Origin of the sequence: Flavobacterium sp., assembly GCF_035299245.1 — a bacterium.
Classification (GTDB): Bacteria; Bacteroidota; Bacteroidia; order Flavobacteriales; family Flavobacteriaceae; genus Flavobacterium.
On the sequence record NZ_DATGWY010000016.1, the window covers coordinates 63,798 to 80,511 of the forward strand.

12 protein-coding genes are annotated in these 16,714 nt (G+C 36.6%); 2 read left to right on the plus strand and 10 right to left on the minus strand.

The window, feature by feature from the left end:
* The 5 genes from VK161_RS11635 to thrA form a co-directional block, all read right to left on the minus strand.
* A complete protein-coding gene (locus VK161_RS11635; protein WP_324214953.1) occupies nucleotides 1-873 on the minus strand; it encodes an aldose 1-epimerase family protein in 873 nt (290 codons plus the stop codon).
* Nucleotides 863-1,621, minus strand: a complete 759-nt coding sequence (locus VK161_RS11640) for a DUF5995 family protein (protein WP_324214954.1) — start codon at nucleotides 1,619-1,621, stop codon at nucleotides 863-865. The genes VK161_RS11635 and VK161_RS11640 overlap by 11 nt, the downstream gene beginning before the upstream one ends.
* A 37-nt stretch (nucleotides 1,622-1,658) precedes the next feature.
* Nucleotides 1,659-2,945: a threonine synthase gene (thrC, locus tag VK161_RS11645; protein ID WP_324214955.1), complete on the minus strand. Its 1,287-nt coding sequence runs from the start codon at nucleotides 2,943-2,945 to the stop codon at nucleotides 1,659-1,661.
* 57 nt (nucleotides 2,946-3,002) lie between these two features.
* The gene (locus VK161_RS11650; RefSeq protein ID WP_324214956.1) at nucleotides 3,003-3,929 is read right to left on the minus strand and encodes a homoserine kinase; all 927 of its coding nucleotides are present in this window, start codon (nucleotides 3,927-3,929) and stop codon (nucleotides 3,003-3,005) included.
* A gap of 88 nt (nucleotides 3,930-4,017) precedes the next feature.
* Nucleotides 4,018-6,465, minus strand: a complete 2,448-nt coding sequence (gene thrA / locus VK161_RS11655; protein ID WP_324214957.1) for a bifunctional aspartate kinase/homoserine dehydrogenase I — start codon at nucleotides 6,463-6,465, stop codon at nucleotides 4,018-4,020.
* A 420-nt stretch (nucleotides 6,466-6,885) separates the two neighbouring features.
* On the opposite strand from thrA, the gene hutH reads away from it, so the two are divergent.
* On the plus strand, nucleotides 6,886-8,388 hold the full coding sequence (gene hutH, locus VK161_RS11660; protein WP_324214958.1) for a histidine ammonia-lyase: 1,503 nt from the start codon (nucleotides 6,886-6,888) through the stop codon (nucleotides 8,386-8,388).
* On the opposite strand, the gene VK161_RS11665 is transcribed toward hutH, so the two are convergent.
* The 5 genes from VK161_RS11665 to VK161_RS11685 all read right to left on the minus strand — a co-directional run bounded on the left by VK161_RS11665 (nucleotide 8,389) and on the right by VK161_RS11685 (nucleotide 13,865).
* Entirely contained in the window at nucleotides 8,389-8,748 is a 360-nt protein-coding gene (locus tag VK161_RS11665) for a DUF1304 domain-containing protein (RefSeq protein ID WP_324214959.1), read from the minus strand.
* Nucleotides 8,749-8,760: 12 nt separating this feature from the next.
* The gene (locus VK161_RS11670; RefSeq protein ID WP_324214960.1) at nucleotides 8,761-9,342 is read right to left on the minus strand and encodes a TMEM175 family protein; all 582 of its coding nucleotides are present in this window, start codon (nucleotides 9,340-9,342) and stop codon (nucleotides 8,761-8,763) included.
* A 2-nt stretch (nucleotides 9,343-9,344) separates the two neighbouring features.
* Nucleotides 9,345-9,860: a DUF421 domain-containing protein gene (locus VK161_RS11675; RefSeq protein ID WP_324214961.1), complete on the minus strand. Its 516-nt coding sequence runs from the start codon at nucleotides 9,858-9,860 to the stop codon at nucleotides 9,345-9,347.
* Nucleotides 9,844-11,238 carry a 30S ribosomal protein S6--L-glutamate ligase gene (gene rimK / locus VK161_RS11680; RefSeq protein WP_324214962.1) on the minus strand — a complete coding sequence of 465 codons (1,395 nt, stop codon included), beginning with the start codon at nucleotides 11,236-11,238 and terminating at the stop codon, nucleotides 9,844-9,846. Before rimK ends, VK161_RS11675 begins: the two co-directional genes overlap by 17 nt.
* Before the next feature lie 83 nt (nucleotides 11,239-11,321).
* On the minus strand, nucleotides 11,322-13,865 hold the full coding sequence (locus VK161_RS11685; protein WP_324214963.1) for an ATP-dependent Clp protease ATP-binding subunit: 2,544 nt from the start codon (nucleotides 13,863-13,865) through the stop codon (nucleotides 11,322-11,324).
* Between the two features lie 260 nt (nucleotides 13,866-14,125).
* Here VK161_RS11685 and gyrA point away from each other — a divergent pair, with 260 nt between their 5' ends.
* Nucleotides 14,126-16,702, plus strand: a complete 2,577-nt coding sequence (gyrA, locus tag VK161_RS11690) for a DNA gyrase subunit A (protein WP_324214964.1) — start codon at nucleotides 14,126-14,128, stop codon at nucleotides 16,700-16,702.
* Nucleotides 16,703-16,714 lie beyond the last annotated feature (12 nt).

A 16,714-nucleotide genomic window follows, 5' to 3' on the forward strand; every position in this document is an offset into this window, starting at 1 on the left:
TTAGTTAAAAAGTTCAATCGAAAATTGCGCTTTAAATTCAGATTCAGGTTTTAGAACACACATACCTTCTTTTTGGAATAAATCACCTGTACTGTTCCAATTATCGGCAAAACCAATCCAAGGTTCAATACAAATGAAAGGCGCATTTTGAACCGTCCAAATTCCCAGACTTTGAAAATCATCGTACAAAACTGAGAGTAGTGGTTTGTGATTTTCTAGAATTGTTACTTTCTTAGATTGAAGAGTTTTAAATACCAAAGCATCTTTTTCAAAAAGAGAATACTTTAATGGCAATTTGGTTTCGGTTAATTCAATGTTTCGCGTCACTCCAGAAAATAAATTTGAATCCAATTCGTGGGTAAATAATTGTTCTTCTTTTTCAAAATCCAAACTATAATTGGTAAATTCATTGGGCAATGCAAACGCTGGATGCGCACCAATAGAAAACGGCATTTCTTTGTTAGAATTATTGTTGATGTAGTAATTTATAACTAATTTATTTTCAATTAATTCGTAATTTATTTTTAAAGAAAAATGAAAGGGAAATTTTTTGAGCGTTTCCTCATTGGTTTTCAGCTCAAAAGTTATCGATGAACTATCGCTATTTATGATTTCAAATTCAAAATCGCGTGCAAATCCGTGCCGACTCATTGAATATTTTTTACCATCGTATTGATACGAATCGTTTTTCAAAGCACCAACAATCGGAAACAAAACGGGCGAGTGTTTGCCCCAAAATTCAGGATTTCCTTCCCAAATGTATTCTTGATGAGTAGATTTGTCAATGAGTGAATTCAGTTCAGCACCTTTAGAATTGATGGTTGCGGAGTATTTTTCGTTTGAAATAGTAGTATTCATAACGTTAAATGACATTTTGTAAAACAGCAATCTTTTTATCTACACTTCCTCTTTCAAACAAACGAATGATTTTAAAAATGGTACTCGGCACAAATCCAGGATCAGTAACGAGCTTGGTGATTTCGGCAATCCGTTGATCTCGGGCTTGTACTGCTTTGTCAAAGTCAATAGCATTCATCGGAGCCAATTCCAATGCGAATTCCCAGGCGCCATCACGTGCCGTTTGCATACTAAAGTCAATTAAAAAAGTATCTACGTCTTTGGTTTTACTCAAAATCCATTTGAGTGTTGGCCATACATCCGATAAGGCTTTTTCAACGTTGCTGACCAAACTTGCCAGTATTTGATTGATTTTGTTAAAATCGTTCTTTAAACCGTGAATTTCATTACCCGAACAAACTTCTGCTGCTGCAATTCCCAAATCCAAATTGATGTGTGCATTCATTCCTAAAAGTAAATGCTGAAGTACAATCAGCCAAAAATTATTACCTTCTTTAAAAGCCACTTCCCAACAAGCAGAAGGTTTGTGGTTTTCTTTGTATTCGTAATACGCTTTGATGTATCGATTGGCAAAAACTACGTCCAATTGTTCCATTCGCTGACCGTTTTCAAAAGCACCATTGTGTATGCCTTCTTTGACTTTTTCAGTTACTTTACAATACAAAACGGCAAAATAACCCAATGGAGACGCTTCTTTTTTGGTGTCTGCTATAATTTGGTTTAGTATATGAATTACTTCGTCTATTGTTGCGGCTTGAATCATGGTTTCAAATTTTAATCGAGGACTAAATATAGTAATTTTAACTTAAAAAGGTCTTCAAATCTTCATAAGTGCTAATTTTTAAACTCACTTTTTCTTTATTCAATACGCTTTCAATTTGAGTCGGAATCGGTAATTGAATATTCAAAACGGGTTCAACAACATTCAAAAATTTGATTGGATGTGCTGTTTCTAAAAATACTCCAATCGAGTTGTGGTGGTTTTGCATTTCGTGCTTCAAACCTAAATAACCAACAGCACCGTGTGGTTCGGCTACATAACCTGAATTCACATGAATGTTTTTCATTGCAAATCGGGTTTCATCATCAGTATAGGTAAACGATGAAAAATCTTTTTTGAACTCATCCAAATCGTTATTGTACATTTCCTGAATACGCACAAAATTACTCGGATTTCCAACGTCCATGGCATTTGAGATGGTTGGAACAGAAGATTTTGCTGTGTAAATTCCATTCACTAAAAACTGTGGAACTGTGTCATTGGCATTGGTAGAAGCCACAAAATGAGCGATTGGTAAACCTAATTTTTTAGCTAAAATTCCGGCGCAAATGTTTCCGAAATTCCCACTCGGACACGAAACCACCAGTGATTTGTCGTGATTTTTCAATTGTTTGTACGCAAAGAAAAAATAAAACATCTGAGGCAACCAACGCGCAATATTGATGGAATTGGCCGATGTAAGGTTCTTATGAGCTAAGGTTTCATCCAAAAAAGCTCGTTTGACCATGTCTTGACAATCGTCAAAAACACCATTTACTTCTAACGCTTTAATATTTTGACCTAAAGCGGTAAGTTGTCGTTCTTGAATATCACTCACTTTTCCCGATGGATATAAAATCACCACATCCACGCCTTTTACACCCAAAAAGCCACTAGCAACTGCGCCACCAGTATCACCCGAAGTAGCGACTAAAACAGTTACTTTTTTATCGTCATTGCGGTTGAAATAACCCAAACAACGCGACATGAATCGAGCACCAACGTCTTTAAAAGCCATCGTTGGACCATGATACAATTCTAATGAATATACGTTCGATTCGACTTCAACACACGGGAAATCAAAGCACAAAGTTTCAGCGATGATACTTTGTAGTTCGGTTTCCGGAATTTCATCACTAATAAACGGTTGAATCACTTGAAACGCAATTTCTTCATTTGACAACGATTCGATTTGATCAAAAAAAGATTGTGATAAAGTCGGAATGTTTTCAGGGAAATACAAACCTTTATCAGGCGCTAATCCTTGAATTACAGCTTCTTGGAAAGAAACTTTGTGCTGCTTGTTGTTTAGGCTATAATAGTTCATTTTCATATGGAACGCGGAAGAAACGGATGTTTTGCAAACACTGATTTCCGCTAATTTTTAATTTTTAATTTCGGTTACTCCATTCGGATTGATTTTAGATATGTGCAAATCAAAAACAATTCCTGTGTTTGCGTAGCTTTCTTTCATGGCTTGAGCGACTTTTTCGGCTGATTCTTTTCCTCTGCACAATGCAAAAATGGATGGTCCAGCTCCTGAAATTCCAGCACCCAACGCGTCATTTTGCAATGCGGCATTTTTAGTAGCGTCAAAATTCGGAATCAACTTTTTGCGTAAAGGCTCAATAATCACGTCTTGTAACGAACGTCCAATTAAACTGTAATTGCCAGTAAACAATCCAGCAATTAATCCGCCTAAATTGCCCGTTTGTGTTATGGCATTTTTTAGTGAAACTGTGGGTTCTAAAACGGCTCTCGAATCAGAAGTTTTGAGTTCGATGTGCGGGTGTAAAACTACGGCATACAATTCACTTGGACTGTCAATTCGTATTACATCCAACGGATTATAACCACGAACCAAAGTAAAGCCGCCGAGTAGGCAAGGAGCAACGTTGTCGGCATGTTCACAGCCGCTGGCAATCGCTTCACCTTTCATCGCAAAATCTACCAATTGATGCGATGTAAATGGTCTTCCTAATAATTCGTTGACTCCAAAAACAGCTCCAGCAGCACTCGCAGACGAACTTCCGATTCCGCTTCCCGTTTTTATTTTTTTGTAGATTTCGATTTCGAAACCAAAGTCACAATTTACAGCATTCAATACTGCTAATGCTGCAACACCAGCCACGTTTTTCTCGGTTTCAAAAGGCAAATCGGCGCCTTCGATTTTGGTGATATGAATGCCTTTTTTTGGTGTTTTGCGAATGATCATTTCGTCACCTATAGTTTCCAGACACAAACCCATGACGTCAAATCCGCAATTGAGATTGGCGATGGTAGCTGGGCAGAATATTTTAATACTGATCATAAGTTTAAAGTCTAAAGTCTAAAGTCTAAAGTCTAAAGTCATTTAGTAATTATACCTTTCGACTTTTGGCATTCGACTTTAAGACTGATTACACATTTCCAATTCGGATTACATCTGCAAAAATTCCCGATGCGGTTACCGCTGCACCAGCGCCAGCACCTTTGATGATGAGCGGTTGGTCAACATAACGATCGGTGTAGAATTCGACAATGTTGTCTTTTCCTTCTAAATTGTAAAACGGACTTTCCTTTGGAATGAATTGCAATCCAACACTGGCTTTTCCATTATCAAACGAAGCTACGAATTTCAATCGACTTTCCTTTGCTTTTGCATCGGCTAAAAGTTGTTCAAAATGACCCGAATGTTTGATAAGAGAAGCAAAGAAGTCGTCGTTGTTTGTCGTTTTCATGCACTCATCTGGCAAGAAACAATTGTTTTCAATGTCTTCCATTTCCATGGCATAACCACTTTCGCGAATGAGAATTAGAATTTTTCGAGCAACATCAACACCACTTAAATCAATTTTTGGATCAGGCTCGGTAAAGCCTTGTACACCAGCTTCTTTTACTACATCATGAAAGTTGTAATCAGTGCTAAAATTATTAAAAATAAAGTTCAAACTTCCCGATAAAACGGCGTTGATTCGGTTGACTTTATCACCCGATGCAATCAAATGTTTTAAGGTGTCAATTATCGGTAAACCAGCACCAACATTAGTTTCGAATAAGAAAGGCGCATTGTATTTTCGGGAAAGATATTTGAGGTTTTTGTAATTATCGTACTGCGACGAACAAGCAATTTTGTTGCACGTAACAACTGCTATATTTTGCGATAAAAATTGGTCGTAAATAGAGGCAATGTCACTGTTTGCGGTAATGTCTACAAAAATACTATTGCGTAAATTCAGTTCTTTTACTCTATTTATGAACTCGTTTGCATCAGCGGTTGCTCCATTTTCTATAGCTAATTTCCAGTCTTTGAGAACTACTCCTTCTTCATCAAAAACCATTTTCCTAGAATTGGATAAGGCAATTACACGTACATTTATTTTGAGATTCTCTTTTAAGAATTTCTTTTGTTGATGAATTTGATCAATGAATTTTTCGCCCACATTTCCAACGCCCATTACAAATAAATTCAACTGTTTGGTGTTGTCTTCAAAGAAACGTTCGTGTAGCGTATTCAGTGCTTTTTTCACGTCTTTTTCATTAATCACAACCGAAATGTTCCGCTCAGAAGCACCTTGAGCAATCGCACGAATATTCACATTATTTTTGCCTAAAGTACTGAACATTTTTCCACTAATTCCTTGGTGATTTTTCATACTTTCACCCACCAAAGCTACAATGCATAAGTCTTTTTCAACACTGCACGGATCAATTTTGTTCTGAGCAATTTCGATTTCAAAAGCGTTGTCAATGGCTTGTTTTGCTTTGTCAGCATCGGCATTCAGAATACCAATGCATATCGAATGTTCAGATGATGCTTGTGTGATGAAAATAACATTAATAGAATGTTGCGACAGCACTTCGAATAATCGCTTTGACGAACCCGCAACACCAATCATTCCGGAACCTTCTAATGTTAAAAGTGCAATGTTGTCAATATGAGAAATCCCTTTGATAGGATTGGTGCCGACTTCATTTTGGTTTGAAATTAAAGTTCCGTAGGCATCCGAATCAAACGTATTTTTAATCCAAATCGGGATATTGGACTTTAAAACAGGTTGTATTGTTGGCGGATACAATACTTTTGCTCCAAAATGCGATAATTCCATTGCTTCTTGATACGAAATGGATTCGATGGGTTGGGCTTGTTTTACAATTTTCGGATTGGCCGTAAACATTCCGTTCACGTCGGTCCAAATCTCTAATGATTCCGATTTAGTTCCGTTGGCAATAATTGCGGCAGTATAATCTGAACCTCCGCGACCTAATGTTGTGGTGTTTCCGTCGGTATCATTCGCAATGAATCCGGGTAAAACAACTACTTGCGAAGCATTTAAGTTAAAATAATCAGCTATTAGTTGATTGGTTAATTCAAAATTAACAGCTGCTTTTCCGAAATTGGAATTGGTTTTTATGAGTTCGCGACTGTCTTTGAAATTACTATTTGGAAGTGTCTGTTGCAATGCAGTTGCGATGATTTGCGATGACAGTAATTCTCCAAAACCAGCCACCGCGTCGGCAGTTCGAGGCGATAATTCACCTAATAAAAAACAACCGTCCAATAACGTTTGCAACTGATTGATTTGGTTATTGATTTTTATCAAAAGTTGATTCTGATTGGCTTGATTGACTAATTGACCTATTGCATCAAAGTGTTTTTGTTTGATTTCTTCGATGCTGTTTTTATACGATTCGTCTTTTGAAGCTGCTTTTTGAGCTGCTTGAATTAAAGTATCTGTAATTCCGCTTAAAGCCGAGACCACAACAGCTAGTTTTTCGGTTTTCGCTTTTTGATTGACGATTTCAATAACTAATTGAATATTTTGTGCATTGGCAACAGAAGTTCCGCCGAATTTTAATGTTTTCATAATTTTAAATTGAAATTCCAATTGTAGAGTCAGAATTTATTATTTGTTAAACGCATTTTTACTTCCTTCAACAGAAAGCACAATAATAGGATTATATGTGAAAATTATACCCCGAATGGGGTTGTAGTTGTTGTAGATGTGGTGCCAACAAATGTCGCAACCAAAGAAGTGGTTGAGAAAAGTGTAGAATATGTTTTGTTGTTCATCATACTTTTTCAAAAGTAGCACTTTTTGATTATGAAAAAAATGGTCGTTGTATTTTTGTGAATATCACAATTTTACATCGTTATCGATTTTGATTCATTTTATTAAACCATTTCCAAACCATTATTTTTGTTGAATTCTCAATAAAATAGAAGTTAAAATAGTTGGATTTTAACAATTGTTTGCGGAATTTTGAAGTCAAATTTCAACAAAACAATGGAAAACACTCATTATATTAGTTCAGAATTGCTGCAATTGGAGACGTTACAAGAGATAATTTCTGAACATAAATCACTAGCATTATCGGAAGAAGCCAAACTGAATATTCAAAAATGTAGGGAATATTTGGATAAGAAAATGGACAAAAGTGACGAGCCAATTTACGGAATCAACACTGGATTTGGTTCGTTGTGTAATGTGAAAATTTCCAAAGAAAACTTATCACAACTTCAGGAAAACCTGGTAAAATCGCATGCTTGCGGAACTGGAGAGGAGGTGCCTCATGAGATTGTAAAAATCATGTTGTTACTTAAAATTCAGTCGTTGAGTTATGGTCATTCGGGTGTGCAATTGCAAACGGTTGAACGTTTAGTTGATTTTTATAATAATGATATTTTACCCGTAATATATACTCAAGGCTCGCTAGGTGCAAGTGGCGATTTGGCTCCGTTGGCACATTTGTCATTGCCATTATTAGGAGAAGGAGAAGTGTATTACGATGGATTTCGTCAACCTGCGCGAAAAGTATTGGAAAAAATGGGTTGGCAACCTATAGTACTACAATCGAAAGAAGGATTGGCGTTGTTGAATGGAACTCAGTTCATGAGCGCTTACGGAAGTTATGTTCTTTTGAAAGCCATGAAGTATTCGTATTTAGCGGATGTAATAGCAGCAATTTCTTTAGAAGGTTTTGACGGGCGAATAGAACCTTTTAACGAATTGATTCATTTTGTTCGCCCACACAAAGGACAAATTGTGACGGCTCAACGCATGAAAGAATTCTTGGAAGACAGTCAGATTATTGCTCAATCGAAAGTGCATGTTCAAGATCCGTATTCGTTTCGATGCATTCCACAAGTGCATGGTGCTTCCAAAGACACGATTGATTATGTAAAAAAAGTATTTAAAACGGAAATTAATTCGGTTACCGATAATCCAAACATTTTTATTGATAGTGATGTGATTATTTCAGGAGGAAATTTTCACGGACAACCATTGGCATTGGCTTTGGATTTCTTGGGAATTGCTCTGGCAGAATTAGGAAGCATTTCGGAGAGAAGAACCTATCAATTGATTTCAGGTTTGCGAGGTTTGCCTGCGTTTCTAGTGGATAATCCGGGATTGAATTCAGGTTTTATGATTCCGCAATACACTGCAGCCAGCATTGCGAGTCAAAACAAGCAATTGGCTACTCCAGCGAGTGTTGATAGTATTGTTTCCAGTAACGGACAAGAAGATCACGTTTCGATGGGAGCAAATGCTGCTACTAAATGTTTGAAAATCATGGAGAATTTGGAGCGTATTTTAGCGATAGAGTTGATGAATGCTTCGCAAGCTATTGAATACAGACGGCCATTACAAACGAGTGAGTTTTTAGAATCATTTTTAAAATCGTACCGTGAAGAAGTTCCGTTAGTGAAAGAAGATCGTATTTTGCATTATGATATTGAAAATTCGGTTGCCTTTTTGAACAGTTTTATGATTGATTTGGAAGAGTAGTTAGAAAACCAAACTCAAAATACCCAAAGCAGCAGGAACAGCTTGAACGTATAAAATACGCCTTGAAGCAGTGAATGCACCATAAATTCCGGCTACAAATACACAAATAAGAAAAAATAAGGCTACATTTTTACTCCAATTGGCATCGGAAATGAAAAGTGACCAAAACAACCCTGCCGCTAAAAATCCGTTGTATAATCCTTGATTGGCGGCCATGACTTTAGTTTTTTCAAATAAATCGGCTGGAATAGAGCGAAAAACTTGCGGACCACGCGTCAACCACGCGAACATTTCCAACCATAAAATATAAACGTGTACAATTGCGATAAATGCTACGATAATCTGAGATAGTAGATTCATGGTTTTTATTTTTTATTTTTCTTCTTCTAGAATTTTTTCTATTCGTTTATCCGGAATTAGCCACATTAAAGCAACGATTATGTATATAATTCCTGCTGTTAAAGTACTGTATTGTGATAATGCGATTCCAATTAAATATAAAATTACAGATGCTTTTCCTTTATAATCTTTACCAATCGCTTTTGATAAAACAGAATCTTTACCATGATGACTTAAGATGACGTTTTGTAAAATGAAATAAGCAAGACCATTCATGAAAAGTACAATTCCGTACAACATCATTGGAAAAGGAGCGAAGTGGTGTTCACCAATCCATGCGGTAGTAAACGGAATCAAGGATAACCAAAACAATAAATGCAAATTGGCCCAAAGAATTTTTCCGTTAACTCGTTTTACGGTATGCATCATGTGATGATGATTGTTCCAATAAATTCCGACGTAAATAAAACTCAAAATATAACTCAAAAATTTATGTGATAATTTGAGAACCGATTCAAAAGTAGTATCGTTTGGAACTTTAAATTCTAAAACCATTATGGTGATAATGATAGCTAAAACTCCGTCACTAAAGGCTTCTAGTCTGTTTTTAGTCATTTTTAATTGATTATGTTTCCTAATGTTTTATGAGTTTTTCGTTTGTGATGCGTTTGTTTGATGGTTTCGTTACCCGAAATAATACTAATGTTTCCATCAATTTCCATCATTGCCAGCCGAACGTCTTTGTAAAATTCAATACCATGTTCACGCATGGCTTCTTGTAACTCGTCTGATGTGATTCCAAGTTTGGCTAAGGTTTTGAATTCGATTTTACCATTGTGCACTAAAATTTCGGGTTTGTCTTGAACTAATTCTTTAATGAATTTGGAACGATACATGATTCGTTTCAGCAGAAAATTTACAATAAACAAAACTAATGCAGCCACAATTCCGCCTAAAAGCGAAGAGTTGGATCCAACCATTGCATTTTGAACCGAATTGCTGATTAATAAAATCAGAATAACATCGGCAGTATTTAGTTGCGATAGTTCTTTCTTTCCAAAAATGCGCAGCGCAATTACCATAAAAAGGTAAACACATACACTACGGATGACAATATCAAGATACGGATTCATGATTAGTTGGTTTCATTTTGAAGTTCTTTTCAATGGCTTTGATCATTTCACCAGCAATGTCTTTGTTGGTTGCACCTTCAATTCCTTCTAAACCAGGCGATGAATTTACTTCCAGTAGTAATGGACCTTTTGACGAACGTATGATATCGACACCTGCAACACGCAAATCCATTGCTTTAGCGGCTTTTATAGCAATTTTCTTTTCTTCTACAGTGGGTTTAATTATTGATGCTGTTCCACCCATGTGGATATTGGCTCTGAATTCGCCTGCCGCAGCTTCGCGTTGAATCGCGGCTACTACTTTTCCATCGACAACAAATAATCTCAAGTCTTTTCCGTTGGCTTCTTTGATGAATTCTTGTACTAAAATGTTTGCATTCAAACTTTTAAACGCGTTGATTACTGATTCGGCTGCTTTTTTAGTTTCGGCCAAAACAACTCCTTTTCCTTGCGTTCCTTCTAATAATTTTACAATTAACGGAGAACCACCAACCATTTTGATTAAATCGTCGGTATCTAAAGGTGAATTGGCAAATCCGGTTGTAGGAATGTCGATTCCGTTGCGAAGTAAAAGCTGTAGTGAAAATAACTTATCACGTGATTGGGTGATGGCTGCAGCCGAATTGAGGCAGAAGACTTTCATCGCTTCGAACTGACGTGTCAATGCACAACCATAAAAAGTAATACTTGGACGAATTCTCGGAATTACCGCATCGAAATTGTCCAATACTTTACCACCACGGTAATGAATTTCGGGTTGATCTGCATCCAATTTCATGTAACATTCTTTGATGTTAAGGAAATGCATTTCGTGACCGCGCATTTCGCCTGCTTCCATGATGCGTTTGTTGCTGTACAATTCGGGATTACTCGCTAATAAACCAATTCGCAAGCCCGATTTTTTGGCAATGGCATCAACGTACAAATCCTTAAGATTTTCGGTTGTGGTTTGACCCAGTAAGTATTTTTCTTCAGGATCAACTAAGATACGACCGCTCATGGCTTCTCTTCCCAAAAGCATTCGGAAACCCATTGAATCTCGGTTGGTCAGCGTCATTTGGATGGTCCAAGATTCAGTTCCAAGCATGATTTTAGTCTGAATTACGTAACGCTGTTCTCTGAATCCGCTGGAGCTTTTCACTATGCGTTTGTCAATCATCAAGGCTTCACAATGAATGACCGTTTTGAGATTGTTTTGAATAGGATTAATATCGAATTTCACCCATTTTTCATTGTCTTTGAGGAACGGAACAATATTGATGGCGTGCAATGCAGAAGTTTTTGCACCCGAATCAACGCGCGCTTTGATGGCTGGAATTCCGAGTTCGGGAAACGAGCACCATTCTTCTGAACCTAAGATGATTTTACTTTGAAACATAGTGTAAATAAAAACCACGAATTCTCGAATTTATTTCCATAAAAGTATTCGGGAATTCGTGGCTTAATATAAAAATTAAACGATTATTTAGTCGGTTTTTCTGCCTTTTGAACTTTAACAGTTAGTTCTTCAGCACCTTCTTCAATGTCCATAAAAATCTCGTCTCCTGACGCAATTTTTGATGTAATTATCTCTTCTGCTAAAGCATCTTCAACGTATTTTTGAATGGCTCTTTTTAACGGACGAGCACCAAATTGTTTGTCAAAACCTTTGTCGGCAATGAACGCTTTTGCTTTGTCTGATAAGGTTAAGTTATAGCCTAAATCAGCAATACGAGCGTATAATTTTTTCAACTCAATTTCGATGATTTTATCAATGTCGTGTTTTTCTAAAGCGTTGAATACAATTACGTCATCAATTCGATTTAAGAATTCAGGAGCAAATGTTTTTTTCAAAGCATTTTCAATGATGCTCTTCGAATTATCATCCGCTTGAGCCGCTTTGGCAGCAGTACCGAAACCAACACCTTGACCGAAATCTTTCAACTGACGTGCACCAACATTAGAAGTCATGATGATGATCGTATTTTTAAAATCGATTTTTCGGCCTAAACTATCCGTTAAATAGCCATCATCTAACACTTGTAGCATCATGTTGAATACATCAGGATGTGCTTTTTCAATTTCATCCAAAAGTACCACACAATAGGGTTTTCTGCGCACTTTTTCAGTCAATTGTCCACCTTCTTCATAACCAACATATCCTGGAGGCGCACCAATTAAGCGAGAAATAGCAAATTTTTCCATGTATTCGCTCATGTCAATACGAATTAACGCATCTTCAGAATCGAATAATTCTTTGGCTAATACTTTGGCCAATTGCGTTTTACCAACTCCGGTTTGACCTAAGAAAATGAACGAACCAATTGGTCTGTTCGGATCTTTTAAACCAGCGCGATTACGTTGAATCGAACGAGCAATCTTAAGTACAGCGTCGTTTTGACCGATTACTTTACCTTGTAATAATTCGGGTAGATTAGCCAATTTATTGCTTTCCGTTTGAGCGATACGATTTACCGGAATTCCAGTCATCATCGAAACTACGTCGGCCACATTGTCTTCAGTAACTTGAATACGATTGCTTTTGGAATCTTCTTCCCATTGTTCTTGAGCAATAGCAAGGTCTTTTTCCAATCGTTTTTCATCATCGCGAAGTTTGGCTGCTTCTTCGTATTTCTGTCTTTTAACTACTGTGTTTTTAAGTTCGCGTACTTCTTCTAACTGACGTTCTAAATCCAAAATTTGTTTTGGAACATCAATATTGGTAATGTGAACACGTGAACCGGCTTCGTCTAAAGCATCAATAGCTTTGTCCGGTAAAAAACGCTCTGACATGTAGCGATCGGTTAATTTAACACATGCTTCAATCGCCTCATCAGTGTAAGTGACATTGTGGTGATCTTCGTATTTGTTTTTGATGTTATTTAGAATGGTAATTGTTTCTGCAACCGAAGTTGGTTCGACGATTACTTTTTGAAAACGACGCTCTAATGCACCATCTTTTTCAATGTACTGTCTGTATTCATCCAAAGTGGTAGCACCAATACATTGTATTTCTCCTCTCGCTAAAGCAGGTTTGAACATGTTGGAAGCGTCAAGCGAACCTGTTGCTCCTCCAGCACCAACAATAGTATGAATTTCGTCAATGAAAAGAATGATGTCGTCATTTTTTTCCAACTCATTCATTACGGCTTTCATGCGCTCTTCAAATTGTCCGCGGTATTTGGTCCCGGCTACTAATGACGCCAAATCCAAAGTAACCACTCTTTTGTTGAAAAGAATACGAGATACTTTCTTTTGTATAATACGCAAAGCCAAACCTTCAGCTATGGCCGATTTACCAACTCCAGGTTCACCTATGAGTAAAGGATTGTTTTTCTTTCTACGGCTTAAAATTTGCGATACGCGTTCAATTTCTTTTTCGCGACCAACAACAGGATCTAATTTTCCTTCTTCGGCCATTTCAGTCAAATCGCGACCAAAATTATCCAAAACTGGAGTTTTCGATTTTTTATTGGATTTATTTGCAGGATTATTGAAATTACCTTCTTTCAAACTGTCATCTTGTCCTGAATCATCATTAAAAGATTCGTTTTTTGGTAAGTTATCCATGAAATCGTCTTCTTGTGGTGTCATATTTAAATATTGTTCTTTAGCTACTTCATAATCTATTTTTAGCTTGTTCAGTAGTTTTGTTGTTGGATCATTTTCGTTTCTTAAAATGCATAAAAGCAAGTGGGCTGTACTTATAGACGAACTTTGGAATACTTTTGCTTCTAGAAAAGTAGTCTTCAATGCGCGTTCAGCTTGTCGAGTTAAATGCAAGTTTTTCTTTTCGTTACTAATGTCGGCGTTGGGGTTTGGCGGACTTAATATCTCTACTTTTTTTCTCAAATGTTCTAGATCAACAGAAAGATTGTTAAGTATTGTAATTGCCTTACCATTGCCGTCTCTTAAAATTCCAAGCATAAGATGTTCAGTACCAATAAAATCATGGCCTAACCTCAGCGCTTCTTCTTTGCTGTAGGTGATTACATCTTTGACTCTTGGAGAAAAATTATCGTCCATATAATGCTTTGTTAGTAGTGTAAAGTTAATCAATTACGAATGGAATTACAAAAATCATTCCTGACTAATTGTAGTGTCAGTAAATAGACAAAATTTTAGTTAGATATAAAAGTAGCCAAAAGTTAATTTATTAACCAAATTTGGTGCAAAAATTGTTAATAAATCGTCTAAATTTCACCTTGTAAAAGCTTTTAAAAACGGCAAAATGATGTATATTGCACGTTTGAATTTTAATCTAATATTTTTAATAAATTAAGTATATGTCTGACGGAGAAAAGTTAATTCCTATTAACATAGAAGACGAAATGAAATCAGCTTACATCGATTATTCGATGTCAGTTATTGTATCAAGAGCATTACCAGATGTACGAGACGGTTTAAAGCCAGTTCACAGAAGAGTACTTTATGGAATGTATGATTTAGGAGTTTTTTCAAACAGAGCACACAAAAAATCCGCAAGAATTGTCGGTGAAGTATTAGGAAAGTACCATCCACACGGAGATACTTCAGTATATGATGCCATGGTTCGTATGGCGCAAGAGTGGAGTTTACGTTATTTGTTAATCGACGGTCAAGGTAACTTTGGATCCGTTGATGGTGACAGTCCAGCAGCAATGCGTTATACGGAAGCAAGAATGAAAAAGATGTCGGAAGACATTATGGCAGATATCGATAAAGAAACAGTTGATTTCAAACTGAACTTTGACGATACGTTGTATGAACCCACTGTAATGCCAACAAAAGTTCCAAATTTATTGATTAACGGAGCATCAGGTATCGCAGTAGGTATGGCAACTAATATGCCTCCTCACAATTTAACTGAAGTTGTTGATGGAACGTTAGCGTACATCGATAATAATGATATTGAAATTGATGAATTAATGCATCATGTAAAAGCTCCTGATTTCCCAACAGGTGGAGTTATTTATGGTTATGAAGGTGTTCGTGAGGCATTCAAAACGGGTAGAGGACGAATTGTAATTCGAGCTAAAGTTAATTTTGAAGAAGTAGACGGAAGAGAATCAATCATTGTTACCGAAATTCCGTATCAAGTTAACAAGGCTGAAATGATTAAAAAAACAGCCGATTTAATCAATGAAAAACGCATAGAAGGAATTGCTAACATCCGTGATGAATCGGATCGAAATGGGATGCGTATCGTTTATATTTTAAAGCGTGATGCGGTTCCGAATGTGGTGTTGAACACATTATACAAGTTTACTCAATTACAATCATCATTTAGTGTAAACAATATTGCATTAGTAAACGGTCGACCACAAATGCTGAATCTAAAAGAATTGATTCACTATTTTGTTGAACACCGACATGATGTTGTAGTGAGAAGAGCTCAATTTGAATTGAGAAAAGCAGAAGAAAGAGCTCATATTTTAGAAGGTTTAATTATTGCATCGGATAATATTGACGAAGTAATAGCACTGATTCGATCTTCTAAAGATGGTGATGAAGCTCGAACTAAATTGATTGAACGATTCACTTTATCTGAAATTCAAGCTCGTGCCATTGTTGAAATGCGTTTACGTCAATTGACAGGTCTAGAGCAAGACAAATTGCGTGCAGAATACGAAGAGATCATGAAATTAATTCAACACTTGAAAGATTTATTAGCAAGTAAAGAATTGAGAATGCAATTGATTAAAGACGAGTTGATCGAAATCAGAGATAAATATGGAGACGAGCGTCGTTCTACTATTGAATATTCAGGTGGAGATGTAAGTATTGAAGACTTGATTGCTGATGAAAATGTAGTTATCACCATTTCGCATGCGGGTTATGTAAAACGTACTTCATTATCGGAATACAAAACTCAGAATAGAGGTGGAGTGGGTCAAAAAGGATCGGCTACACGTGATCAGGATTTCTTAGAACATTTGTTTGTGGCAACCAACCATCAATATTTATTATTCTTTACTCAAAAAGGAAAATGCTATTGGATGCGTGTGTATGAAATTCCAGAAGGAACTAAAACCAGTAAAGGTAGAGCCATCCAAAACTTGATAAACATTGAAAGTGATGATAAAGTAAAAGCTTTTATTTGTACACAAGATTTGAAGGACGAGGAATACATCAATAGTCATTATGTAATCATGGCGACAAAGAAAGGTCAAGTAAAGAAAACACCTTTAGAACAATATTCTCGCCCACGTCAAAACGGAATTAATGCCATTACGATTAGAGAAGATGATGAACTATTAGAAGCAAAATTGACCAATGGTGAAAGCCAGGTGTTAGTTGCTGTAAAATCAGGGAAATTAGTTCGTTTCGAAGAAGAAAAAACCCGACCGATGGGAAGAACAGCTTCGGGTGTTCGTGGTATTACATTGGCTGATGATAACGACGAAGTGATTGGCATGGTTTCTGTAAATAAGGACGATATCAACGATACTCAATTGTTAGTGGTTACTGAAAAAGGTTACGGAAAACGTACAAAATTGGTAGATGAAGATGGAGAAGATGTGTATCGTATTACCAACAGAGGTGGAAAAGGAGTGAAAACTCTTAACATTACTGAAAAAACGGGTGCTTTGATTTCGATTAATAACGTAACCGATGAAGATGATTTGATGATCATCAACAAATCGGGTCTTACAATCAGAATGGAAGTATCAGCTTTGCGTGTAATGGGAAGAGCAACACAAGGAGTTCGTTTGATTAACATCAAGGAAAACGATTCGATTGCAGCTGTAACTAAGGTAATGAAGGAAGATGAAGAAGAAATAGTTGATGGTGAAGATTCAGAAAACGAAGTAGGAAACGAAGGAAGTGTTGAAAACAATGACGCTGATTCTTCCACCGACGCTGCAGAAAGTGAAGAATAATATTAATTTTAA